At 64.6% G+C, this 23043-nt stretch carries 21 protein-coding genes; 5 read left to right on the top strand and 16 right to left on the bottom strand.

What is annotated here, in order from left to right; genetic code table 11:
• Positions 1-80 precede the first annotated feature (80 nt).
• From C5F46_RS06200 to C5F46_RS06175, 6 genes are all read right to left on the bottom strand, one after another.
• The gene (locus tag C5F46_RS06200) at positions 81-1376 is read right to left on the bottom strand and encodes a branched-chain amino acid ABC transporter permease (RefSeq protein WP_107324488.1); all 1296 of its coding nucleotides are present in this window, start codon (positions 1374-1376) and stop codon (positions 81-83) included.
• Complete coding sequence (locus tag C5F46_RS06195; RefSeq protein ID WP_107324487.1) at positions 1373-2383, bottom strand: branched-chain amino acid ABC transporter permease; 1011 nt, start codon at positions 2381-2383, stop codon at positions 1373-1375. Before C5F46_RS06195 ends, C5F46_RS06200 begins: the two co-directional genes overlap by 4 nt.
• Before the next feature lie 3 nt (positions 2384-2386).
• Complete coding sequence (locus C5F46_RS06190) at positions 2387-3091, bottom strand: ABC transporter ATP-binding protein (protein ID WP_107324486.1); 705 nt, start codon at positions 3089-3091, stop codon at positions 2387-2389.
• Positions 3088-3876, bottom strand: coding sequence for an ABC transporter ATP-binding protein (locus tag C5F46_RS06185; protein WP_107324505.1), 789 nt, complete (start codon positions 3874-3876; stop codon positions 3088-3090). Before C5F46_RS06185 ends, C5F46_RS06190 begins: the two co-directional genes overlap by 4 nt.
• 107 nt (positions 3877-3983) lie before the next feature.
• Complete coding sequence (locus C5F46_RS06180; protein ID WP_107324485.1) at positions 3984-5168, bottom strand: ABC transporter substrate-binding protein; 1185 nt, start codon at positions 5166-5168, stop codon at positions 3984-3986.
• Between the two features lie 97 nt (positions 5169-5265).
• The gene (locus tag C5F46_RS06175; RefSeq protein ID WP_107324484.1) at positions 5266-6330 is read right to left on the bottom strand and encodes a GlxA family transcriptional regulator; all 1065 of its coding nucleotides are present in this window, start codon (positions 6328-6330) and stop codon (positions 5266-5268) included.
• Between the two features lie 170 nt (positions 6331-6500).
• On the opposite strand from C5F46_RS06175, the gene C5F46_RS06170 reads away from it, so the two are divergent.
• Positions 6501-7868 carry a class II 3-deoxy-7-phosphoheptulonate synthase gene (locus C5F46_RS06170; protein WP_107324483.1) on the top strand — a complete coding sequence of 456 codons (1368 nt, stop codon included), beginning with the start codon at positions 6501-6503 and terminating at the stop codon, positions 7866-7868.
• A 147-nt stretch (positions 7869-8015) separates the two neighbouring features.
• On the opposite strand, the gene guaA is transcribed toward C5F46_RS06170, so the two are convergent.
• A complete protein-coding gene (guaA, locus tag C5F46_RS06165; protein WP_107324482.1) occupies positions 8016-9572 on the bottom strand; it encodes a glutamine-hydrolyzing GMP synthase in 1557 nt (518 codons plus the stop codon).
• A gap of 58 nt (positions 9573-9630) precedes the next feature.
• Positions 9631-10131: a single-stranded DNA-binding protein gene (gene ssb, locus C5F46_RS06160; RefSeq protein ID WP_107324481.1), complete on the bottom strand. Its 501-nt coding sequence runs from the start codon at positions 10129-10131 to the stop codon at positions 9631-9633.
• A 164-nt stretch (positions 10132-10295) separates the two neighbouring features.
• On the opposite strand from ssb, the gene C5F46_RS06155 reads away from it, so the two are divergent.
• Positions 10296-10898 carry a lytic transglycosylase domain-containing protein gene (locus C5F46_RS06155; protein ID WP_107324480.1) on the top strand — a complete coding sequence of 201 codons (603 nt, stop codon included), beginning with the start codon at positions 10296-10298 and terminating at the stop codon, positions 10896-10898.
• Positions 10899-10936: 38 nt separating this feature from the next.
• On the opposite strand, the gene C5F46_RS06150 is transcribed toward C5F46_RS06155, so the two are convergent.
• Positions 10937-11494, bottom strand: coding sequence for a lipid-binding SYLF domain-containing protein (locus tag C5F46_RS06150; protein ID WP_107324479.1), 558 nt, complete (start codon positions 11492-11494; stop codon positions 10937-10939).
• A 122-nt stretch (positions 11495-11616) separates the two neighbouring features.
• Positions 11617-12615: a porphobilinogen synthase gene (gene hemB / locus C5F46_RS06145; RefSeq protein WP_107324478.1), complete on the bottom strand. Its 999-nt coding sequence runs from the start codon at positions 12613-12615 to the stop codon at positions 11617-11619.
• 168 nt (positions 12616-12783) lie between these two features.
• Here hemB and C5F46_RS06140 point away from each other — a divergent pair, with 168 nt between their 5' ends.
• Both C5F46_RS06140 and mfd read left to right on the top strand, forming a co-directional pair.
• On the top strand, positions 12784-13320 hold the full coding sequence (locus tag C5F46_RS06140) for a component of SufBCD complex (RefSeq protein ID WP_107324477.1): 537 nt from the start codon (positions 12784-12786) through the stop codon (positions 13318-13320).
• A 77-nt stretch (positions 13321-13397) separates the two neighbouring features.
• On the top strand, positions 13398-16838 hold the full coding sequence (gene mfd, locus C5F46_RS06135; RefSeq protein WP_107324504.1) for a transcription-repair coupling factor: 3441 nt from the start codon (positions 13398-13400) through the stop codon (positions 16836-16838).
• A gap of 89 nt (positions 16839-16927) precedes the next feature.
• Here the strand turns inward: mfd and C5F46_RS06130 are convergent, their stop codons facing one another.
• The 5 genes from C5F46_RS06130 to C5F46_RS06110 all read right to left on the bottom strand — a co-directional run bounded on the left by C5F46_RS06130 (position 16928) and on the right by C5F46_RS06110 (position 21228).
• Complete coding sequence (locus C5F46_RS06130) at positions 16928-18136, bottom strand: multidrug effflux MFS transporter (protein WP_107324476.1); 1209 nt, start codon at positions 18134-18136, stop codon at positions 16928-16930.
• On the bottom strand, positions 18133-18762 hold the full coding sequence (locus tag C5F46_RS06125; RefSeq protein WP_107324475.1) for a LysE family translocator: 630 nt from the start codon (positions 18760-18762) through the stop codon (positions 18133-18135). Before C5F46_RS06125 ends, C5F46_RS06130 begins: the two co-directional genes overlap by 4 nt.
• A 111-nt stretch (positions 18763-18873) precedes the next feature.
• Positions 18874-19200 carry a hypothetical protein gene (locus C5F46_RS06120; protein WP_107324474.1) on the bottom strand — a complete coding sequence of 109 codons (327 nt, stop codon included), beginning with the start codon at positions 19198-19200 and terminating at the stop codon, positions 18874-18876.
• A gap of 73 nt (positions 19201-19273) precedes the next feature.
• Entirely contained in the window at positions 19274-19387 is a 114-nt protein-coding gene (locus C5F46_RS06115; protein ID WP_107324473.1) for an entericidin EcnA/B family protein, read from the bottom strand.
• The gene (locus C5F46_RS06110; protein WP_407947341.1) at positions 19384-21228 is read right to left on the bottom strand and encodes an extracellular solute-binding protein; all 1845 of its coding nucleotides are present in this window, start codon (positions 21226-21228) and stop codon (positions 19384-19386) included. Before C5F46_RS06110 ends, C5F46_RS06115 begins: the two co-directional genes overlap by 4 nt.
• 264 nt (positions 21229-21492) lie before the next feature.
• Between C5F46_RS06110 and C5F46_RS06105 the strand changes: the two genes are divergently transcribed.
• Positions 21493-22266: a 3-hydroxybutyrate dehydrogenase gene (locus tag C5F46_RS06105; protein WP_107324502.1), complete on the top strand. Its 774-nt coding sequence runs from the start codon at positions 21493-21495 to the stop codon at positions 22264-22266.
• Between the two features lie 34 nt (positions 22267-22300).
• Here the strand turns inward: C5F46_RS06105 and C5F46_RS06100 are convergent, their stop codons facing one another.
• Positions 22301-23008, bottom strand: a complete 708-nt coding sequence (locus tag C5F46_RS06100) for a DUF502 domain-containing protein (protein ID WP_107324472.1) — start codon at positions 23006-23008, stop codon at positions 22301-22303.
• Positions 23009-23043: the final 35 nt, after the last annotated feature.

The raw sequence follows: 23043 nt of genomic DNA, 5'->3' as shown, positions 1-23043 counted from the left end.
GGCGCTGCCCCCGGACCCCCGGGATATTTGGTCCAAGATGAACGGGGCGGGGGGCCGCTCTCCCCGCTGTGCGCTTGGTGTCATTTTTCGGGCAGCAGGCCCTTGGGAGCAAAGCGCAGGACGAGAAGCAGGATCACCCCCATCGTCATCAACCGCATATGAGCAGCCGATTCCAGCAGATGCGCCTTGATCGCCGAACCGTCGGCCATGCCCGCTGTGATCAGCCCCATCAGCCCATGGCCCCAGGGTTCGACCTTGATCCACAGATACCAGATCAGCATGCCGCCCAGCACCGCGCCCCAGTTGTTGCCAGACCCGCCCACGATCACCATCACCCAAACGAGGAAGGTGAAGCGCAGCGGGTTGTAGCTGCCCGGCGTCATCTGACCGTCAAGCGTGATCAGCATGGCGCCCGCGAGGCCGCAGACCGCCGAGCCGATGATGAAGATCTGCAGATGGCGGCGGGTCACGTTCTTGCCCATCGCCGCGGCGGCGGTTTCATTGTCGCGGATGGCGCGCATCATCCGGCCCCAGGGCGATTTCAGCGCCCGTTCAGACAGCCAGACCAGCGCCAGCAGCACGGCAAGGAACAGCCCCGTATAGGCCAGTTTGACCGCGATCGTCGAGGCCGTCACCGGGTCGAGCCCGAAGCTGGCAGCGCGTTCCACGAAAGCGGGCGAGGATTGCAGATCGACCTCGTAGGGCACGGGGCGCGGAATGGCGTTCACGTTCTTGACGCCGCGGGCCAGCCAGTCCTCGTTCTTCAGCACGGCCACGATGATCTCGCCGATGCCCAGGGTGGCGATGGCCAGATAGTCTGAGCGCAGCCCCAGCGCGGTTTTGCCGATCACCCAGGCGGCGCCAGCGGCAAAGAGCGCGCCCACCGGCCAAGCCAGCAGGATCGGCAGGCCGAGGCCGCCGATATTGCCCGCGGCAGAGGGGTTGATCGCCTCGATCGCGGCCACGGCCGGGTCGAACAGCGCCCGATAGGCGAAAAAGCCCGCGACCATCACCACCGGCAGCGCCAGCAACCGCACCGCTCCGCGTGCGCGGCGGTTGATGACAACAGCCAGCGCCACCGCCCCCGCTGCCACCGCAAAAGCAAGGATCAGACCCAGCCCGCCCGCATTGAAGGCGCCGGGCGTGGGCGGCAGGGCGATCAGCACCGGGGCCAGCCCGCCCAGCGCGACAAAGCCCACGATGCCGGTGTTGAACAGCCCCGCATAGCCCCATTGCATGTTCACGCCGAGCGCGAGAACGGCCGAGATCAGCCCCATGTTCAGAATGCCGAGCGCGGTGTTCCAGCCGCCGGTGAACCCCTCGAACAAAACCAGGCCGAGAACGGCGGCAAACATCAGGATGTTGCGCTGGGTCATACCGATTTCCCCTTGAACAGGCCCGTGGGCTTGAACAGCAGCACGATGATCAGGATCGCGAAGCTGACGGCAAATTTGTATTCGGTGCCCAGCAGTTGCAGCATGCTGTCGGGCTGCCAGCCTTCGGGGCCAAGATAGCCCGCAACCTTCTTGAAGGCATAGGTCACGCTGACCTCGGAAAAGGCAATGATAAAGCCGCCCGCGATGGCGCCCAGCGGGTTGCCAAGCCCGCCCACGATGGCCGCCGCAAAGATCGGAAGAAGAAGCTGGAAGTAGTTGAATGCCTTGAAGGATTTATCAAGGCCATAAAGCGTGCCCGCAATCGTTGCCAGCCCCGCGGCGATGATCCAGGTGACCGCCACCACGCGTTCGGGGTTGATGCCCGACAGCAGCGCCAGATCTTCGTTGTCGGAAAAGGCGCGCATCGACTTGCCGGTGCGGGTGCTGTTCAGGAACCAGAACAGAGCCCAGACCACCAGCACGGCAGTGACCACCGTGATCACCTGCGTGCTGCGCAGCGACAGCCCCTCGGCCAGGCCGGTGGCTTCCTTGAACGCCTTGGCCGAAATCAGGAACCGCTCGCCATCGTCGAACTGGATCTCATCGACGCCGATCACAAAGCGGGTAATGCCGTTCATGATGAACATCACCCCGACCGAGACCATCACCAGAATGACCGGATCGGATTTCTTCTTGCGGTAGAAACGATACACCGCGCGGTCGGTGCCCAGCACCAGAAGCGCCGTCACCGCGATACCAAAGGGCAAGGCCAGCAGCGCGGTGGGCAACGGCGCGATCGACACGCCCATCGCCTGCAAGCCCCAGGTGCCCAGAATTGTAACGCCGGTGCCGAAGGCCATGGTATCGCCATGGGCGAAGTTGGAAAACCGCAGGATGCCGTAAATCAGCGTCACCCCCAGCGCCCCCAGCGCCAGTTGCGCGCCATAGCTTGAGGCCGGGATGATGACAAAGTTGAGAAGCGCCACAAGGGCGTTGAGAATATCCATGCCTCAGCCCCCGAGGAAGGTGCGACGGACATCGGGGTCTGCCATCAGCGCGGCTCCGGTGTCGGTATAACGGTTGGCGCCCTGCACCAGAACATATCCCATATCTGCGATTTCAAGGGCTTGGCGGGCATTCTGTTCCACCATCAGGATCGAGATTCCGGTTCGCGCCACCTCGATGATGCGGTCGAACAGTTCATCCATCACGATCGGCGACACGCCCGCAGTGGGTTCGTCCAGCATCAGCAGCTTTGGCTGGGTCATCAGCGCGCGGCCCACGGCCACCTGCTGACGCTGGCCGCCCGACAATTCGCCTGCGGGCTGGCGCCGCTTCTGGCGCAGGATCGGAAACAGATCATAGACCATGTCAATGGTGGGGCGGAAATCGTCGCGGCGCAGGAAGGCACCAATTTCAAGGTTTTCCTCGACGCTCATCGACGGAAAGACATTGTGCGTCTGCGGCACAAAACCCATGCCCTTGGCAACGCGTTCCTGCGGGGACAGGGCGGTGATATCCTCGCCATCCAGTTTCACATGGCCGCCACGCAGCCGCAGCATTCCGAAAACCGCCTTCATCGCGGTGGATTTGCCCGCGCCGTTCGGCCCCACGATCACCGCGATCTGGCCCTTTTCGACCTTTAGCGTGCAGCCGTGCAGAATATCGGCGGCGCCATAGCCGCCGGTCATGCCGGAGGCATCTAGAAAGCTCATGCCGCGCCCCCCGCCTTGACCTTGTTTTTCAGCCCGGTGCCCAGATAAGCCTCGATCACCGCTTCGTTTTCCATGATGTGAGCAGCCGGTCCCTCGGCCAGAACCTTGCCCTCGGCCATCACGATCACCGGGTCACAGAGCCGCCCGATAAAGTCCATGTCGTGTTCGATCACGCAGAACGTATAGCCGCGTTCGCGGTTCAGCCGCACGATGGCATCGCCGATGGTGTTGAGGAGGGTGCGGTTCACGCCCGCGCCGACCTCGTCCAGAAACACGATCTTCGCATCGACCATCATCGTGCGGCCCAGTTCCAGCAGCTTTTTCTGCCCGCCCGACAGATTTCCGGCACGCTCATCGCGCAAATGCGAAATCGTCAGGAAATCAAGCACCTCGTCGGCCTTTCGCAGCAGCGCCTGTTCTTCGTCGCGGATCTTGCGGCGGTTGAAAAAGGCGTTCCACAGCGTTTCGCCGGACTGGCCTGCGGGCACCATCATCAGGTTTTCGCGCACCGTCATCGACGAAAACTCGTGCGCGATCTGGAATGTGCGCAACAGGCCCTTGTGAAACAACTCATGCGGGGCCAACCCGGTGATGTCCTCGCCCGCCATTGTGACACGCCCCGACGTGGGTTTCAAAACTCCGGCGATCACGTTGAACAACGTGGATTTTCCGGCGCCATTGGGCCCGATCAGCCCGGTGATGGAGCCGGTCGCAATCTCAAGGCTTGCGCCATCGACGGCGCGAAAGCCGCCAAAATGCTTGTGCAGGTTCTCGACCCGGATCATGCATCCCCCGATCTTCATGCGTCGCATGAAGTGCGCCCTTTATGGGCTTGTGTTAGCAAAGAAACAGCCCGGATTGCTCCGGGCTGTTTCTCGCAGTGCCGATCTGATCAGCGATAGCCGATGACCTTCAGTTCGCCGCCCTCGATCGCGACTTCGCGGAACGAGCCCGCGCTTTCGCCCGAACCGATCAGCTCAACCGCGGCGCCGCCGACATAGTCCACATCGCCGCCGGCCTTGATGATCTCCAGAGCCTTGGCCAACTCGCCCGGCTGGATCTTTTCGCCAGGCGCGTTGGCCACGTCCATCACCTTGTCCTTCCAGACCGCAGCATCCGAGGTGCCCGCCGCCTGCATCGCCAGCATCATCAGCGCTGCCGCGTCATAGGCTTCGGCCGAATAGGCCGAGGTGCCGTCAAAGCCCGCAGCTTCGGCGAGTTTCAGGAAGATGTCGCGGCCTTCGTCGCCCGAGGCCGGATTCTGGCCGAACGAGCCGTCGATTTCGGCGCCGAACTTTTCAACCAGGGCGCTGCCCACCATGCCGTCGGGGAACACGAAGGTCTCGAACGCGCCCGAATCAATCGCACCGCGCACGATGCCCGAACCGCCCTGATCGACATAGCCCGCAACCACCAGCGCATCGCCACCAGCCGCGGCCAGCGCGCCGACTTCGGCGGAATAGTCGGCCTTGCCGTCGTCATGGGCGGCGTTCACGGTCACGGTGCCGCCCTTGGCCTTGAACGCTGCTTCAAAGCTGTCGGCCAGGCCCTTGCCATAGTCGTTGTTGGTGTAGGTGACGGCAACCGACTTGATGCCCTTTTCCAGGATGATGTCGGCCATCACTTCGCCCTGACGCGCGTCAGACGGCGAGGTGCGGAAGAACAGGCCGTTGTCTTCCAGCGAGGACAGCGCGGGCGAGGTGGCCGAGGGCGAGATCATCACGATGCCGTTCGGCATGGCGACGTTTTGCAGCGACGCCGTTGCCTCGCCCGAGCACATGCCGCCGACAATCGCCTTGACCTTTTCGGTGGTGATCAGGCGCTCCACACCCGCGGTGGCGGCAGCCGAGTCGACACAGGTGGAATCCGAACGCACCGGAACGATGGTCGAGCCATCCAGCAAGAGACCCGAGTCGGAGACCTCTTTCATCGCCAGTTCCGCGCCCAGCGCCATCGGGCCCGCCATGGTTTCCAGCGGGCCGGTAAAGCCCAGCGAAATCCCCAGCTTGATCTCTTCGGCCTGAGCCGCGCCAGCGATCAGCGCCGAGGCGGCGGTTGCCAGAAGAAGCTTCTTCATCTCATCACTCCCATGTTGGAACGTTGTCCTGGAGCGGCAAGTTAATTTGATCGCCCGGAAAAGAAAAGCACTGTCGATACTGCCAGATCACCGCCGCCTAATCCCCGGCCTCGTCCCACGTCTCTTTCTCGGGCACATCGGTCGCGCCCCCGGTCTGGCCAGCCTGCGATCCGCGCTCGCGGTAGGGGGTGGTGGCATAATGCGCGCGGTAGCATTTGGAAAAATGCGAGGGGCTGGCAAAGCCGCAGGCCAGCGCCACGTTGATCACGCTCATCTCTGTTTGCATCAACAGATTGCGCGCCTTTTGCAGGCGGATTTCCATGTAATAGCGTTTCGGGCTGCGGTTCAGATAGCGGCGGAACAGCCGTTCAAGCTGACGGGTGGACATGCCCACCTCTTCGGCCAGCCGGGCAGGGCTGATCGGGTCTTCCAGATTGGCCTCCATCCGACCGATCACCTGCGCCAGCTTGGGGTGGCGCACACCGATCCGGGTTGGGATCGACAGGCGCTGGCTGTCCTGATCGGTGCGGATCGCGTTATAGATCAGTTGATCGGCCACCGTATTGGCCAGTTCCTCGCCGTGGTCGGTGGCGATGATTTTCAGCATCAGGTCGATCGAGGCGGTGCCGCCCGCGGTGGTCATGCGCTGGCCATCGACCACGAAAACCGATTTGGTCAGCCGCACCTGGGGGAAATCCTCGCTGAAACTGTCCTGGTTTTCCCAGTGGATGGTGGCGCGCCGCCCCTCCAGCAGGCCCGCGCGGGCAACCGCCCAGGCGCCGGTGCACAGGCCGCCGATCGCTGCGCCCCGCCGCGCCTCGCGCCGCAGCCAGTTCAGGATCGGCTTGGTCGTGGCCTCGGCCACGTCAATGCCGCCGCAGACCATCACCGTGTCGTCGCGCCCGATCTCGTCCAGCCCGATGTCGAGCCGGATCGCGGCGCCGTTCGAACAGACCGCTTCGCGCCCGTTTTCGCCCGCCAGCCGCCAGTCGTAGATCTGGCGGCCCGCAACCCGGTTGGCCAGACGCAACGGCTCGATCGCGCCGGCAAAGGACATCAGGGTGAACCGGTCCAGCAGCAGGAACACGAAACGGCGCGGCTTTTGCGGGGCCGGGTGGCGGGGCAGCGGGGCAGGGTTGGCGAGGGGCAGGGGCTTGCGCATTTGCGACCTTCGGGTGTCGGATATGATTAGAAATCAGGCTTCCGAAACGCCCGCAAGGGGCCGTGATGTATCCGATACACGCGCGGCCCGCATCCGCGCCGAATGTTTGCGCTGCGCCGCAGAGCCGCGTATACAACGCCCAGCCGCGACGGATCGGGAGGATGAGACGGATGACCATGGGCTGGACGAAGGCCGACTGGCGGGCCAAGCCGCGGGTGCAGATGCCCGATTATCCCGATGCTGCGGCTCTGGCCGCCGTCGAGGCGCAGCTTGCGGCCTATCCGCCGCTGGTCTTTGCGGGCGAGGCGCGGCGGCTGAAGGCGACGCTGGGCGAGGTTGCGGCGGGCAAGGCGTTCTTGCTGCAAGGCGGCGATTGCGCCGAGAGCTTTGCGGAATTTTCTGCCGACAACATCCGCGACACTTTCAAGGTCATGCTGCAAATGGCCATCGTGTTGACCTGGGGCGCCAAGGTGCCGGTGGTCAAGGTCGGGCGGATGGCGGGGCAGTTTGCCAAGCCGCGATCAACCCCGATGGAGGCGATGGGCGGGGTCGAGCTGCCCAGCTATCGCGGCGACATCATCAACGGCTTTGACTTCACCCCCGAGGCGCGGACCCCAGATCCGGCCAGGATGCTGCAAGCCTATACCCAGGCCGCGGCGAGCCTGAACCTGCTGCGCGCCTTTTCCACCGGCGGATTCGCCGATATTCACCGCGTGCAAAGCTGGATTTCCGGCTTTACCGAGGAAGACGAGGCCGCGCGCTATCGCGAGATTGGTGCGCGCATCGCCGATGCGATGGATTTCATGGCTGCCGCCGGGGTGACCTCGAAAACCGCGCATGAGCTGGCCTCGGTCGAATTCTACACCAGCCACGAGGCCCTGTTGCTGGAATATGAAGAGGCCTTGTGCCGGATCGATTCAATCACCGGGCTGCCCGTGGCCGGGTCCGGCCACATGCTGTGGATCGGCGACCGCACGCGACAGGTCGATGGCGCGCATGTGGAATTCTGCCGGGGCGTGCAAAACCCGATCGGGCTGAAATGCGGACCGACGACCACCGTCGACGATCTGAAGCGGTTGATGGAAAAGCTGAACCCCGCGAACGAGCCGGGCCGGCTGACGCTGATCGTGCGGTTCGGCGCGTGCACCGTGGGCGAGCACCTGCCGCGTCTGATCCGCACCGTGCGCGAAGAGGGCGCCAATGTGGTCTGGACCTGCGACCCGATGCACGGCAACACGATCAAATCGGCCTCGGGCTACAAGACGCGGCCGTTTGATTCGGTGCTGCGCGAGGTGCGCGAATTCTTTGCCGTGCACAAGGCCGAAGGCACCATCCCCGGCGGCGTGCATTTCGAGATGACGGGCCGCGATGTGACCGAATGCACCGGCGGCGTGCGCGCGGTGACCGACGAAGACCTGTCGAGCCGCTATCACACCGCCTGCGACCCGCGGCTGAACGCCAGCCAGTCGCTGGAACTGGCTTTCCTTGTGGCCGAGGAATTGCAGGGCCGGCGCGACTTGCAGCGGATGGCGGGCTGAGGGACGGATGTTGAAGAGCGGGGGGCCATCTGCCCCCCGCACCCCCCGAGGATATTTGAACCAAGATGAAGGGGGCGACGAGCCCCCTTTTTCCTGGCTATAGACTGGGGCTGGCCATGAAAAAGGCCCCCGAAGGGGCCTTTGGGGTCACTCCCACTCGATCGTGCCGGGGGGTTTGGAGGTGATGTCATAGGTGCAGCGATTGATGCCCTTGACCTCGTTGATGATCCGGGTGGCGGTTTCGCCCAGGAATTCGTGGGTGAAAGGGTAGTAATCTGCCGTCATGCCATCGACCGAGGTCACGGCGCGCAGGGCACAGGCATAATCATAGGTGCGCCCGTCGCCCATCACGCCCACGGTTTTCACCGGCAGGATGGCCACGAAGGCCTGCCAGATTTCATCATAAAGACCATGTTTGCGGATCTGGTCGATGAAAACCGCGTCAGCCTTGCGCAGGATGTCGAGTTTTTCGCGGGTGATCTCTCCGGGGCAGCGGATCGCGAGGCCGGGGCCGGGAAACGGGTGGCGACCGATAAAGCTGTCGGGCAGGCCGAGTTCGCGGCCCAGTGCGCGCACCTCGTCCTTGAACAGTTCGCGCAGCGGTTCCACCAGTTTCAGGCCCATCTTTTCGGGCAGGCCGCCGACGTTGTGATGGCTTTTGATCGTGACCGAGGGGCCGCCCGAGAAGCTGACCGATTCGATCACGTCGGGGTAAAGCGTGCCCTGCGCAAGGAATTTGGCGCCGCCCACCTCATGCGCGTGTTTCTGGAACACGTCGATGAACAGCCGCCCGATCGTCTTGCGCTTGATTTCGGGATCGCTGACGCCCTCAAGCGCGCCGAGGAACAGCTCGGATTCGTCGGCATGGATCAGAGGCATGTTGTAGTGGTCGCGGAACATGCGCACCACGTCCTGAGCCTCCCCCTGACGCAGCAGGCCGTGATCGACAAAGACGCAGGTCAGTTGATCGCCGATCGCCTCGTGGATCAGAACGGCAGCGACCGAACTGTCGACCCCCCCCGACAGGCCACAGATCACCTTGGCATCGCCCACCTGCGCGCGGATTTTGGCAATCGCATCCTCGCGGTAGGCGCCCATCGTCCAGTCGCCGGTAAAGCCTGCCAGCCGCACGAAGTTTTCATAAAGCCGGGCACCCTTGGGGGTGTGGTGCACCTCGGGGTGGAACTGCACCGCGTAAAAGTTGCGCGACACATCGGCCGTGATCGCAAACGGTGCGTTCGGCGAGGTGCCATAAACCTCAAATCCCGGCGCGATTTCAGAGACATGGTCGCCATGGCTCATCCAGACCTGTTCGCGGCCTTCGGTGAACCACCCCTCCAGCAGCGGCAGGCTGTGGCCCGCAGGGGTCACATAGGCGCGGCCAAATTCGGCGGTGCCGTGGCCGCGTTCAACCTTGCCACCCAGGCAATGCATCATTACCTGCTGGCCGTAGCAGATGCCAAGGATCGGCACCCCCAGCGTGAACAGCCCCTTGGGCGGCATCGGCGCACCCTCGGCAAAGACCGAGGAGGGGCCGCCCGACAGGATCACCGCCTGCGGCACAAAGGCCGCCAGAAAAGCGTCGGTGACGTTCTGATAGGGGTGGATTTCGCAGTAAACATTCAACTCTCGCAGGCGGCGCGCGATAAGCTGCGTCACCTGAGAGCCGAAATCTATGATGAGAAGGCGCTGATGCTGGGTCATGGGCTGGCCTTAGTGGGGCGCGGCCCGCGATGCAAGCCCGCGCCCGTGGATGGGCGGTTCAGAAGGGAATTTCGTCGTCGAAATCAGGGCGCCCGCCGCCCTGCGGGGCGCTGCGCCCCCCTCCAGAACCGCTACCCGAACCACCGCCATAGCCACCGGCCGCGCCGGGGTCGTCATAACCGCCGCCCCCACCACCGCTACCCTCACCGCGGCCATCCAGCAGCGTCAACTCGCCGCGATAGGGGCGCAGAACCACCTCGGTCGAATAGCGTTCGGCGCCGGACTGATCCTGCCATTTTCGGGTTTCCAACTGGCCCTCGATATAGACCTTGGAACCCTTTTTCAGATATTGTTCTGCGATCTTGGCCAAGGGTTCGGAAAAGATCGCGACTGAATGCCATTCGGTCTTTTCCTTGCGCTCGCCCGACTGTTTGTCGCGCCAGGTTTCGCTGGTGGCGATGCGCAGGTTGCAGACCTTGCCGCCGTTGGGGAAGTTGCGGACCTCGGGGTCGCGGCCCAGATTGCCCACCAGAATGACCTTGTTGACTGACCCTGCCATCACATCCTCCGCCCGAATCCTGCGCCCATCAACGACGTTGCTGGTGAATAAAGCCTAAATACCGGCGGGACAATCCGCGAAAATCCGGCAATACTGACGACGGGGCTGGTCTGGCGGGCGGATTCGGGTATGAATTTTGTATTTGGGCGAAGCCGGGGGATGAGATGAAGCTTGGTCTAGCTGTGCTAGTCGCCGCTGCGGTGGCGGTTCCGGGTTTGGCTGCGGCCGAGGGGCTGCGGCTGTCGGGCGCCTCGTCGAAATCAAGGGTGGCCATTTTTTCGTCGCAGGCGCGGCTGCTGGATACCCGGTTGGCGGTGCAGTATGATGATTCCGCCCGGCTGAAGCCGAAGTCGGCCCGCGCGGGCGCAGACCTTGGCCTGATTCCCAGTTATTCCGGGCGCTACAAAGGCGAATATCTTGCCCATGCCAAGGCGGTCGCGCAAAAGCACGGGGTGCCCGAGGATCTGTTCCTGCGGCTTGTGCAGCAGGAAAGCGGATGGAATGCCGGGGCGGTTTCGCCCAAAGGTGCGGCCGGTCTGGCGCAATTGATGCCAGGCACCGCGGCGCTGCTGGGGGTGAATGCGCGCGATCCGAGGCAGAACCTTGAGGGGGGCGCGCGTTACCTGCGGATGATGTATGACCGCTTCGGCAACTGGCGGCTTGCCCTGGCGGCCTATAACGCAGGCCCCGAGGCGGTGGAAAAGCACGGCGGAATCCCGCCCTATGCCGAAACCAGGAACTACGTGCGGGTGATTTCGGGAAGCTGAGGCTCAGCCTCAGCTTTTCCCCGCAAGCCCCTGACGTATCAGGGAATGATCCGGGTGTATTTGGTGCCTTCCAGCGTTGCGCCCGCAATCAGCCCTGCCTGGCCAAAGACCAGCGCGATGACCGGGGCCAGCGTTGTGGTGGTGTCGGTGCCGATTGCACCGCCGCCATCGGGCAGTGCATAGCGCGCATCGGCGCCCAGTGCCCAGCCCTGCGCCCGGCGAAACTCGGCCAGCGCGGGTTCGGTCATAAAAAACAGCGCATGGGCATATTGCTGCGCCCCGATCTGAAAGCCGAAACTGGCCGAGGCAGCGGAATAGTAATCCACCGTGACGTTGTTGATGCGCAGCGCGCCGCGGCCATAGGCGCCGCCAAAACCAAAGCCGGCCTCGGTCATCAGCGGCATGTAAAGCACGCCCACCGCCTTTGACATCAGATCCTGCGTTCCGGGGTAGCGCGACAGCAGATAGTCGCGCATCGCGTCAACGCGCGCATCCAGCTTGGCCGCGCCATCGGTGCCGATGCCATTGCCACAGCCCGCCAGGCCAAGGCTTGCCGCGCCGGTCAGGATCAGGCCACGTCGGGAAATCTGGGTCATTGTGCTGCTCCACTTGCCGAGGGTCGGGCCTATCTCTGGCCCGTTACCGCAAAAGATAGTGCAATTTGCGCGCCGTGTCACTCGGGCTTGTGGTGACCAGGGACAAACCGGCGGGTCGGCGCTTATCCGCGCAGCACCCGCGCTGTCTCGGGGGCGAAATAGGTCAGCACGCCATCGCAGCCCGCACGGCGGAAGGCCATCAGGCTTTCCAGCATGACCGCCTCGCCCTTGACCCAGCCATTGTTGGCCGCAGCCATCAGCATCGCATATTCGCCCGACACCTGATAGGCGAAGGTGGGCGCGCCAAAGGCGTCTTTCACGCGGCGGCAGATATCCAGATAGGGCATGCCGGGCTTGACCATCACCATATCGGCACCTTCGGCCAGATCGCGGGCGACCAGACGGATCGCCTCGTCGGAATTGCCGGGGTTCATCTGATAGGTCTTCTTGTCGCCCTTCAGCGCGCCCGAGGCCCCCACCGCATCGCGGAACGGGCCGTAGAAGGCGCTGGCGTATTTGGCGGCATAGGACATGATCGTGATGTCCTTGAAGCCCGCGGCCTCGGTGGCGCTGCGAATGGCGCCGATCCGGCCGTCCATCATGTCGGACGGGCCCAGAATGTCGGCCCCCGCCTCGGCCTGCGCCAGCGACATCTTCACCAGCGCCTCGACGGTTTCATCGTTCAGGATGATGCCATCGCGAACCAGGCCGTCGTGGCCGTTGGCGTTGTAGGGATCAAGCGCCACATCGGTCATGATCGCGACCTCGGGCACCCGCGCCTTGATCGCCCGGATCACGCGGTTATAGAAATTGTCGGGGTTCCACGCCTCTTCGCACAAGTCGGTTTTCAGCGCGGGATCGGTGAAGGGAAACAGGCAGATCGCCGGAATGCCCAGCTCGGCCGCCTCTTCGGCGGCGCGCACCGCGCCATCGAGAGTGCGCCGCACGACGCCCGGCATCGAGGCGATCTCGACATCGGCGCCCGGCACATCGGTGATGAAGATCGGCCAGATCAGATCCTTGACCGAAAGCCGGTGTTCCTGCGCCAGATCACGGAGCGCGGCGCTGCCGCGCATGCGGCGCGGGCGAGAGACGGGGAAGGGGGGCTGGATCGGGATCATGGCTTGGCCTTCGGCTGAACTGGCTTGCGCCCCGAGGGGTGACACGGATCGGTCACATTCTCAAGAGGGCAGCGCGCCTGCGAAACCGTGACCCGGCCCCGTTCGCAGATGGTTTCGCAGAGCGGCGGCTTGGCCTAGTGTGATCGTGGCCCGGTGCGGAGACAGACCTTGACCCTGACCCAGATCCTTTCGCAGTTTTTCGACCTGCGGTCGTTTTCCAGCCTGTGGTATTGGCTTTCGCTGGCCGCCATCTGGTCGATGGCCGCGCATTGGGGGCTGGGGGTGCCCTATGATCAGGTTCGTCGCGCAGGCCGTCGTGGCGGCGCAGTGGCCGAGGATCTGCACGAGTTGGTGCGGCTCAACGTCGCGCGGATTCTATGGCTTGTCGGCGGGCATGAGGTGGCGCTGACGGCGCTGGGGTCTTTCATGCTGTCGTCGCTGGTGGTGATCGGCTTTGGTTTCGGGATCGAGTTCTTTCAGGCGGTGGCGCTGATCCTTGTGCCGCTGTCGGTCGTGGGGGCGTTGTCGCTGGTGCGCGCGCGCCAGATCGCGGCGCTGATCGCGGCGGGCCGGTCGTCGCCGGATGAGGTGATCCGCCAGTTGCGGCGGCATCGGCTGTATGTCCGGCTGATCGGAACACTGGCCCTGCTGGTGACCGGGTTCTGGGGGATGCTGCAAAATATCGAGATGTCGGTGCTGAACTGAAGCACCACCAGTTTTCGCCGCGCAAGGCCACGACCAAGGGTTGACAATGCCCCCCTGCCGGATACCTCGGGGCGATGATGACGCAGCACACTCATATCGTTCTGTCGGGCGCGCCCGAGGGGTTTGACGCCCGCCTTGTCGCCCGCGAGCTGGGCCGGGGCGCCCCGGTGGTCCATGTCGCCCGCGATGACCGCCGGATGGAGGCGATGCGTGCCGCGCTGGCCTTCCTTGCCCCCGAGGCGGTGGTGCTGACCTTCCCGGCATGGGATTGCCTGCCCTACGACCGGGTTTCCCCCAACCCCGAGATTTCGGCCACGCGGATGGCCACGCTGGCGGCGCTGGCGGCGGGTGTGCCGGGGCCGTTCGTGCTGCTGACGACGCTGTCGGCGGCAATGCAGCGGGTGCCCGCGCGCGCGGTGCTGCGCGGGGCAAGCTTCGCCGCCCGCGTGGGCGGGCGGATCGACGAGGCGGCGCTACGGAACTTTCTGATCCGCATGGGGTTTTCGCAGACCTCTACCGTCTCTGAACCGGGCGATTACGCCGTGCGCGGCGGTATCATCGACATATTTCCGCCGGGGCCGGGCGGGCCGGTGCGGCTCGATCTTTTCGGTGATGTGCTGGACGGCGCGCGCCGGTTCGATCCGGTCAGCCAACGCACCATCGAAAAGCTCAAGCATATTGATCTGGCGCCGGTGTCCGAGGTGATCCTGGACGACGCCGCGATCAGCCGATTTCGGCAGAATTACCGGGTGGAATTTGGCGCAGGCGGCACCGATGACCCGCTTTACGAGGCGGTCAGCGCGGGCCGCAAACACGCGGGCATGGAACATTGGCTGGGCTTTTTCCACGACCGGCTGGAAACGCTGTTCGACTATCTGCCCGGCGCATCGGTCATGCTTGACGACCAGATCGAGCCGCAGCGCCAAAGCCGGTGGGAAGGTATCGCCGACCAGTATGACACCCGCGCCGAGGCGATGAAGCGCAAGGACCGGGTGGATACCGTCTACAAACCCGCTGCGCCCGATCTGCTGTATCTTGACGCGACGGGCTGGCAGGGCGCGCTGGCGGGGCACAGGGTGGTGCGCCTGTCGGTGCTGCCGCAGCCGCCGGGGCCGGGGGTGCTGGATGCCGGGGGCCGGATCGGGCGCAACTTTGCCCCCGAGCGGCAACTGGAAAATGTCAGCCTGTTTGGCGCGCTGAAAGACCACGTTCAGGCCCGGCTGAAGGCGGGGCCGGTCGTGGTCGCCTCGTGGTCCGAAGGGGCGCGCGAGCGGCTCAGGGGCCTTCTGGAGGACGAGGGGCTTGCCGGTGCGCGGCTGATCCGCGACGGACGTGAGATTGCAGCCGGGGTGAACCTTGCGGTCTGGGCGCTGGATCAGGGGTTCGAGGCCGAGGGGCTGACCGTCGTCTCCGAACAGGACGTGCTGGGCGACCGGCTGATCCGCCAGCCCCGGAAAAAGCGCAAGGCCGACAACTTTCTGACCGAGGCGCAAAGCCTCAGCCCCGGCGATCTGGTGGTTCATGTCGATCATGGCGTGGGCCGCTACAAGGGGCTGGAAACGATCACCGCCCTTGGCGCGCCGCATGACTGTGTGGCACTGGAATATGCAGGCGGCGACCGGCTGTTCCTGCCGGTGGAAAACATTGAACTCCTGTCGCGCTACGGCCATGAAGAGGGGCTGCTCGACAAGCTGGGCGGCGGCGCCTGGCAGGCGAAAAAGGCGCGGCTCAAGGAACGCATCCGCCAGATCGCCGACCGGCTGATGCGGATCGCCGCCGAACGCCTGCTGCGCGCGGCCCCGATCCTTGAAGCGCCGCACCACGAATGGGAGGCCTTCGCCGCCCGCTTCCCCTATACCGAGACCGACGACCAGATGGCCGCGATCGAGGATGTGGTCACCGACTTGTCCGCCGGTCGGCCGATGGACCGGCTGATCGTGGGCGATGTGGGTTTCGGCAAGACCGAGGTGGCGATGCGCGCGGCCTTTGTGGCGGCGCAATCGGGGGTGCAGGTCGCGGTGATCGCGCCCACCACGCTGCTGGCGCGTCAGCACTACAAGACCTTCGCCGAACGCTTCCGCGGTACGGCCATCACAGTGCGCCCGCTGTCGCGCTTTGTCTCGGCCAAGGAAGCTGCCAAAACCCGCGAAGGGCTGGCCGATGGCACGCTGGATATCGTGATCGGCACCCATGCGGTGCTGGCCAAGGGGGTGAGGTTCCGCAACCTCGGCCTGCTGGTGATCGACGAGGAACAGCATTTCGGCGTGACCCACAAGGAACGGCTCAAGGAGATGCGCAGCGAAATCCATGTGTTGACGCTGACCGCAACGCCGATTCCCCGCACCCTGCAACTGAGCCTGACGGGGGTGCGCGATCTGTCGATCATCGGCACTCCGCCGGTGGACCGTCTGGCGATCCGCACCTATGTGTCGGAATTCGACGCGGTGACGCTGCGCGAGGCGCTCTTGCGCGAACATTTCCGGGGCGGGCAGTCGTTCTGCGTCGTGCCACGCATCAGCGATCTGGCCGAGATCGAAGACTTTCTGCGTAGCCATGTGCCCGAGGTCAGCTTTATCGTGGCGCATGGCCAGATGGCGGCGGGCGAACTCGATGACCGGATGAACGCCTTTTACGACGGCAAATATGACGTGCTGCTGGCCACCAGCATCGTGGAATCGGGGCTCGACATCCCGACTGCCAACACGATGATCGTGCACCGCGCCGACATGTTCGGGCTAAGTCAGCTTTACCAGATCCGGGGCCGCGTGGGCCGCGCCAAGACGCGCGCCTATTGCTACCTGACGACCAAGCCGCGGATGCCGCTGACGCCTCAGGCGACCAAGCGGCTGCGGCTGCTGGGCAGCCTCGACAGCCTGGGCGCGGGCTTTTCGCTGGCCAGCCAGGATCTCGACCTGCGCGGCGCGGGCAACCTGCTGGGCGAGGAACAGTCGGGCCACATCAAGGAAGTGGGATACGAACTTTATCAGGCAATGCTGGAGGAAACGATCGCCAAGCTGAAATCGGGCGAATTGACCGAAACCGCGGGCGAGGGCGAATGGTCGCCGCAGATCAACCTTGGCGTGCCGGTGATGATCCCCGAGGCCTATATCCCCGATCTTGACGTGCGGCTGGGGCTTTACCGGCGCCTGTCGTCGCTGACCACCAAGGTCGAGTTGGAAGGCTTCGCGGCCGAACTGATCGACCGCTTCGGCCCGGTGCCGAAAGAGGTGAACACGCTTTTGCTGGTGATCCGCATCAAGGCGATGTGCAAGCGCGCGCAGATCGCGCGGATGGATGCCGGGCCCAAGGGCGCCACGGTGCAGTTCCATCTCGACAAATTCCCCAACCCTGCCGGGCTGGTGGAGTTTCTGTCAGCCGAACGCGGCAGCGCAAAAATTCAAGGCAACAAGGTCGTGGTGCGGCGTGACTGGGCCACCGACGCCGACCGCATCAAGGGCGCCTTCGGTATCGCCCGCGATCTGGCCGCCAAGGTGCTGGAGCAGAAAAAGAAGGGCTGATCCTTTCATCTTGGCCAAAATATCCCCGCCGGAGGCTTCCACGGTCAGGACAGGAGCCTCCGGCGGGGATATTTTGGCCAAGATGAAGATCAGTCGTTGTCGCGGGCGATCCCCATCAAGGCGAAGGCCAGCCCCGAGCAAACCACTGCGCCGATCGCCAGCGGCACCGGGGTGCCGTTGAAGGCAAGCCCGATCGGCGCCGCGATCGCCACCGCCAGCACTGTCGAGACGGCCGAGACGACCGAATTGGTCAGCCCGGCGATATGACCCATCTTGCGCAGGCACAGCGCGTTGAGGTTGCCAAAGGTGACGCCCGCCATGAAAAAGAGGCTGACCGCCCAGGCGAAGAACACCGGGAAGGCGAACGGCGTCGCCAGCAAGCCCGACAGGAACAGGCCCAGCATACCCGCCGACAGCACCGCCTGAACGCCATAAGCCGTGCGCGCCATCCGCCGCATTCCCAGCCGCATCACCATCTTGCCGTTCAGCGCCGCCGCCCCGCCTGACAGTACCGCCATCAGCATGAACCATTGCGGAAAGCTGTCGCCGCGCCCGAAGGTTTCGGCGAATATCTGCTGTGCCGAGGACAGAAGGCCGAACATCTGGCCAAAGCCCAGCGTCAGAACGGCGGTATAAATCCGCACGTCGCGGTCGCCCAGAACCTCGCGCATCCCTGCCATCAGAACCGGCACCCGCAGCGGGCGGCGGCGTTCGGGCTCAAGCGTTTCGGGCTGGCGGATCAGCAGCCAGGCAAGCCCGGTGGCGGAAAATACCGCAAAGGCCCAGAATACCCCGTGCCAGCCAGCAAGGTTGATGATGATCTGCCCCACCGAGGGCGCCACCGCCGGGATCATCACAAAGACCATCATCACGAACGAGGTGACGCGCGCCATCTCGCGGCCTGCATAGATGTCGCGCACCAGTGCCAGGCCCACGACGCGGGGCGCCGAGGCGCCGATGCCCTGCACGAAGCGCGCCAACAGCAGCGCCTCAAGGCTTTGGCCCTGGGTGGCAGCGATGGCGGCGCCCACATAGAGCGCCACGCCCGCCGCGATCACCGGCTTGCGGCCCACCGCATCCGAAATTGGCCCGACGAAAAAGGTACCCAGCCCCATGCCCAGCACGAACGAGGTCAGCACCAGTTGCGCACGGTTCACGTCATCGGGCGAAAAGGCGGCGGCGATCTCGGGCAGGGCGGGCAGCATCGCGTCGATGGCAAAGGCCACGTTGGCAAAGAGCAGCGCCAGCAGCGCCGAAAATTCGGGCAGGCCGAGGCGGCGGCGGCGGGGGGCGCTCATGCGCTGGCCCGTCCGCTGGCCGCAACCATCGCGCCGATGCCGACAAAGGCACCGCCGGTGATCCGGTTGAAGATGCGGCCGTGGCGCACCAGCGACGGCGCCAGCCGGCCAGCGGCCCCGGCCAGCACCAGCTCCACCCCCAGTTCCACCAGCGCCAGCGTCAGCCCCAACACGATGAATTGCGCCAGAAGCGGCGCATCGGGGCGCAGGAACTGCGGCAGGAAGGTGGTGAAGAACAGCAGCGTCTTGGGATTTGACAGCATCACCGCCGCGCCCTGCACAAAGGCCCGGCGCCGGGTGATGGGCCGGGCGGCGTGGTCTGGCATCTGCCCCCCGGCAAAGCCCGGCGCACGCCACAGCCGCAGCCCGAGCCAGACCAGATAGGCCGCGCCCAGCCATTTCACCGCCGCAAACAGCGTTTCCGAGGCCAACATCAGCGCCCCAAGCCCCGCCAGCGAGGCCGCCACCATCGCCAGCATTGCCAGCACCGACCCCAGCGCGGTGAACCCCGCGCGCCGCAGCCCGTAGCGGGCGCCGTGATCCAGCACCAAAAGCGCATTCGGCCCCGGCGTCAGTGACAGCGCTATCGAGGCAAGCAGGAACACCCCCCAGAGTTCAAGGCTCATGGGTGCCCCCGAAAGTGGCGGGTCAAGAGGCGGGTGCATCGGTGCGGGCGGATCATGTCAACGTGCTACGCCGCCCGCCGCGCCGATGCAAGCTGCCGGGGGGCGGGCCGCTCAGCCGTTGGCGGCATCATCGCCAAAGCGCGCGTCGTCGTCGGATTCATCCTCGCCCTCGGGGATGTATTTCGACGACAGCGCGATGGAGTGATTGTCGTGGCGCGGGTCCATCACCACATCCGACGGCAATTCGCCTGCCAGCCAGTCACGGATTTCCTCGCGCGCATCGGCGGGCTCTTGCCCGGTCAGTTCGGCGACATAGGCGATGAAGGCACGCTGATCACCGTCGATTTCCTCAAGGTCGGTTTCGTCGGCCTCGGGCCAACGGTCAAGGATCGCGTCAAAGAACGCGGGCCAGTTTTCCTGCACATGGTGCCATTTCATTGCGAGGTCTCCTTCTGCTGCCCGCCGTGGGTAATTGTGCGGCCCTGAGGGCGGCTGTCAAAGTGAAAACGTCTCAGAACCAGCTCTGGACGGTGCGCGCCCCGCCCGAGACATCTTCGCCCACGCCAGCCACCGTGTTGCAGCCTGCAAGCGCCGCGACCAAAGCGATCAGGATAAGTTTTCTCATTTCTCTGCCTCATACCACCAGACATCCGGCTGAAATCCGGGCCAGTCTCCATATAAGGGTGTGCGGGGGGGAAAGTGAAGATTGCGGCCATGCGCGATGCGCGAAACCGGCGCATACCAGATCGGGATCACATAGCGCCCCGCGGTCAGAACCCGGTCCAGTGCCTGCACGGCGGCGGTAAATTCAGCCGGATCGGTGGCAGCGAGCAGATGGGCGATCATCGCCTCGGCGGCGGGCGAATTCACGCCCATCCAGTTGCGACTGCCCGGCTCGGTCACACCCCTGGCGCCCCAATACAGCGTCTGTTCGTTGCCGGGGCTGAGCGACAGCGCGCGGGCATACCAGGCCATGTCAAAGTCATAGGAATTGCTGCGTTCGGAATATTGCGCATCGTCCACCGTGGTGACGACGGGCACGATGCCCAGACGTTTCAGCGACTCGATATAGATATCGACGATGGACTGAACCTCGGCCGCGCCCTGAGCCAGCACGATTTCAAACCGGAAGGGGTTGCCCGCAACGTCTTTCAGGATGCCGTTCTCCACGCTCCAGCCGGCCTCCTCCAGCAGTTTGATGGCGCGGCGCATGTTGGCGCGGTTGATCTCGGTGCCGTCGCCCACGGGCAGGGTGTAGCCTTCCAGCGTGCCGGGGGGCAGGCTGGCGACGAACGGGGCCAGCAGGTCGGCCACGCGGCCGGTGGCGGGGCCAGGCCCTGCCGCCAGGGCCGAGTTGGAAAAGTAGGATGCGATCCGCGGCTCGGCCCCTGCGTTCAGCGTGGCGTTGATGAATTCAAAGTTGAAGGCGAGGATCAGCGCTTCGCGCACACGCCAGTCGGCAAATATCGGCTTGCGGGTGTTGAACACCAGCCCGGTGATCCCCGAGGGCCGGGCGTGCGGAATTTCGGATTTCACCACGCGCCCCGAGGTGACGGCGGCAAAGCCATAGTCGCGCGCCCAGGCGGCGGCGTTGGTTTCGCGCCAACTGGACAACTCGCCCGCCTTGAAGGCTTCGAACACGATCCCCGCATCGCCGAAATAGTCATAGCGGATTTCATCGAAATTGTGCTGGCCGCGATTGAAGGGCAGATCCTTGCCCCACCAGTCGGGGTTGCGCTTGAGCCGGATAAACCGGCCCGGCTCGAACTCCGCCACGACATAGGGCCCCGATCCGATCGGGGCATCGAGCGTTGTGGCGTCAAAATCGCGGCCCTGCCATTGCGCCTTTTTCAGAACCGGGCGCAGCCCCATCAGCAGCGCCAGTTCGCGGTCGGGTTCGGTGAAGGTCAGCCGCAGGCTGCGCGGGCCGGTCTGTTCGATCTTTGCCACCTTGGCCCAGGCGGTGCGATAGCGCGGGTGGCCCTGGGTGCCCAGCGTCTCATAGCTCCAGATCACATCCTCGATGGTGACGGGCGCGCCATCTGAAAACTGCGCCTCCTCGCGCAGGGTGAACTCGACCCAGGACCGTGCGGTATCGGTCGTCACGCTTTCGGCCAGCAGACCATAGAGCGTGAAGGGTTCGTCCTGACTGCGGCCCATCAGCGATTCGACCGTAAAGGCGGCGATGCCTGCCGCGGCGCGGCCCTTCAGCACCCAGGGGTTGAGGGAATCAAACCCGCCCGATTCGCCCAACCGGATCGTGCCGCCCTTGGGCGCATCGGGATTGGCATAGGGCAGATGCGAAAAACCGGGGCCAAGCGCGGGTTCGCCCTGCATCGCGATGGCGTGGCGGGGCGTTTCGGCGGCGGTTCCTTCAGCTAGTGCCACAAAGGCCGCGGCCCACAACAGAAGGCCCGCAGCCCGCGGCAGGCACCGAAATCTGGCGAAAAAATCCGCAGCCCGCATCGCAACAATCCCCGGTTTTCTTGTGTTTTCAGACGCCAAGCTAGCGATGCTCACCGCCGGGCGCAAACTTTTAGCTTGGAGAGCGCCGCGTTAAGGCCTATAAATGCCTTACTGCTCGATAGGTTTCTTGCCTGTATGAAACCTGCCTCATGACTTGACGCCCGCCTTGTGCGGGCGTTTTTTTTGGCCTGCCGTGGCGCTGTTTTCGCGGTGGCCTTCGCCTTGGGGCCGGGTAATCTTGGCCCGGTCAGAACGGAGGATGGCATGACACTGCAAGGCAAGACCGCGATCGTCACCGGGTCAAACTCGGGCATCGGGCTGGGGGTGGCGCGCGAACTGGCGCGAGCCGGTGCGGATGTGGTTCTCAACTCCTTTACCGACCGGCCCGAGGATCACGCGCTGGCCGCGGCGCTGGCGGCGGAATTCGGGGTGCAGGTGCGTTATATCCGCGCCGACATGTCGAACGGCGCCGACTGTCGCGCGCTGATCGAGACCGCGGGCGGCTGCGATATTCTGGTGAACAATGCGGGGATCCAGCATGTGGCGCCGGTCGATCAGTTTCCGGTCGAAAAATGGGATGCGGTGATCGCGATCAACCTGTCATCGGCGTTCCACACCACGGCCGCCGCGCTGCCCGCAATGCGCGCGCGCGGCTGGGGGCGGGTGGTCAACATCGCCTCGGCGCATGGGCTGACGGCAAGCCCGTTCAAATCGGCCTATGTGGCGGCCAAGCACGGCATCGTGGGCCTGACCAAGACCGTAGCGCTGGAAACCGCCGAGGAACCGATCACCTGCAACGCCATCTGCCCCGGCTATGTGCTGACCCCGCTGGTCGAGGCGCAGATCCCCGACCAGATGAAGACCCACGGCATGAGCCGCGAGGATGTGATCCGCAAGGTGATGCTGGAACGCCAGCCCTCGCGTCAGTTCGCAACGGTGGAACAACTGGGCGGGACGGTGGTGTTCCTGTGCAGTCCGGCGGCGGAACAGATCACCGGCACCACGATTTCGGTGGATGGCGGCTGGACCGCGTTGTGATGTGATGCGGCAGGGGCGGCGCGCGCCGCCCCGCTTACTCGGCCCGCATCAGCGCCTCGGCCGTGGCGGGCGGCAGAGACGGGTCTTTGGGGTTGGGGTAAACGAGGCCAGCCGAGATGATCAGCTTGGCCGCATCCTCGACGTTCATGTCCAGATAGGTGACTTCAGAGCGTCGGAAATAGAGCAGAAAGCCCGAGGTCGGGTTCGGCGTGGTCGGCAGAAAGACCGAGATCAGCGGGTCTTCCTCGCCGCCAAAGCGTGCAATCTCGCCCTTGGCCTTGGACGAGACGAAGCCGATCCCGTAGCTGCCCCGGCGCGGATATTCGACGATGCAGGCGCGGTCGAAATTGGTGTCGCTTTGCGACAGCACCGTTTCGGCGATCTGCTTCAACCCGTTGTAGACCGAGCGGACCACCGGCATCCGTGCCACGACATTTTCGCCCCAGCGGATCAGCGAGCGACCGATCAGCCCCTTGGCCATCCAACCCGCCAGAACCGTGAAGATCAGAAAGATGATCACGCCCAGCCCGCGCAGGTTGGTGCCGATATATTGCTCGGGCAGCCAGCGCGGCGGGATCAGCGGCAGCACCCAACTGTCGATCCAGCCGGTCACCGTCCAGATCAGCCAGATCGTCACGCCGATCGGCAGCGTCACCGCAAGCCCGGTCAGGAACGATGTGCGCAGACGACCGAACAGCCCGCGCTTGTGCGGATTAACGTCAATGATATTTGGTTCGGACATGATGCGTTGGCCTCTGCTTTCCGGCGCAATCTAGG

It is taken from the genome of Phaeovulum veldkampii DSM 11550 (assembly GCF_003034995.1).
In the GTDB taxonomy this organism is placed as follows: domain Bacteria; phylum Pseudomonadota; class Alphaproteobacteria; order Rhodobacterales; family Rhodobacteraceae; genus Phaeovulum; species Phaeovulum veldkampii.
This window is presented reverse-complemented; position numbering and strand designations above follow the sequence as displayed.

Bases quoted from the DNA above. Each gene is read 5' to 3' on its own strand.
- C5F46_RS06200 (WP_107324488.1), bottom strand. From the start codon at position 1,376: ATGACCCAGCGCAACATCCTGATGTTTGCCGCCGTTCTCGGCCTGGTT.
- C5F46_RS06195 (WP_107324487.1), bottom strand. From the start codon at position 2,383: ATGGATATTCTCAACGCCCTTGTGGCGCTTCTCAACTTTGTCATCATC.
- C5F46_RS06190 (WP_107324486.1), bottom strand. From the start codon at position 3,091: ATGAGCTTTCTAGATGCCTCCGGCATGACCGGCGGCTATGGCGCCGCC.
- C5F46_RS06185 (WP_107324505.1), bottom strand. From the start codon at position 3,876: ATGATCCGGGTCGAGAACCTGCACAAGCATTTTGGCGGCTTTCGCGCC.
- C5F46_RS06180 (WP_107324485.1), bottom strand. From the start codon at position 5,168: ATGAAGAAGCTTCTTCTGGCAACCGCCGCCTCGGCGCTGATCGCTGGC.
- C5F46_RS06175 (WP_107324484.1), bottom strand. From the start codon at position 6,330: ATGCGCAAGCCCCTGCCCCTCGCCAACCCTGCCCCGCTGCCCCGCCAC.
- C5F46_RS06170 (WP_107324483.1), top strand. From the start codon at position 6,501: ATGACCATGGGCTGGACGAAGGCCGACTGGCGGGCCAAGCCGCGGGTG.
- guaA (WP_107324482.1), bottom strand. From the start codon at position 9,572: ATGACCCAGCATCAGCGCCTTCTCATCATAGATTTCGGCTCTCAGGTG.
- ssb (WP_107324481.1), bottom strand. From the start codon at position 10,131: ATGGCAGGGTCAGTCAACAAGGTCATTCTGGTGGGCAATCTGGGCCGC.
- C5F46_RS06155 (WP_107324480.1), top strand. From the start codon at position 10,296: ATGAAGCTTGGTCTAGCTGTGCTAGTCGCCGCTGCGGTGGCGGTTCCG.
- C5F46_RS06150 (WP_107324479.1), bottom strand. From the start codon at position 11,494: ATGACCCAGATTTCCCGACGTGGCCTGATCCTGACCGGCGCGGCAAGC.
- hemB (WP_107324478.1), bottom strand. From the start codon at position 12,615: ATGATCCCGATCCAGCCCCCCTTCCCCGTCTCTCGCCCGCGCCGCATG.
- mfd (WP_107324504.1), top strand. From the start codon at position 13,398: ATGACGCAGCACACTCATATCGTTCTGTCGGGCGCGCCCGAGGGGTTT.
- C5F46_RS06130 (WP_107324476.1), bottom strand. From the start codon at position 18,136: ATGAGCGCCCCCCGCCGCCGCCGCCTCGGCCTGCCCGAATTTTCGGCG.
- C5F46_RS06125 (WP_107324475.1), bottom strand. From the start codon at position 18,762: ATGAGCCTTGAACTCTGGGGGGTGTTCCTGCTTGCCTCGATAGCGCTG.
- C5F46_RS06120 (WP_107324474.1), bottom strand. From the start codon at position 19,200: ATGAAATGGCACCATGTGCAGGAAAACTGGCCCGCGTTCTTTGACGCG.
- C5F46_RS06115 (WP_107324473.1), bottom strand. From the start codon at position 19,387: ATGAGAAAACTTATCCTGATCGCTTTGGTCGCGGCGCTTGCAGGCTGC.
- C5F46_RS06110 (WP_407947341.1), bottom strand. From the start codon at position 21,228: ATGCGGGCTGCGGATTTTTTCGCCAGATTTCGGTGCCTGCCGCGGGCT.
- C5F46_RS06105 (WP_107324502.1), top strand. From the start codon at position 21,493: ATGACACTGCAAGGCAAGACCGCGATCGTCACCGGGTCAAACTCGGGC.
- C5F46_RS06100 (WP_107324472.1), bottom strand. From the start codon at position 23,008: ATGTCCGAACCAAATATCATTGACGTTAATCCGCACAAGCGCGGGCTG.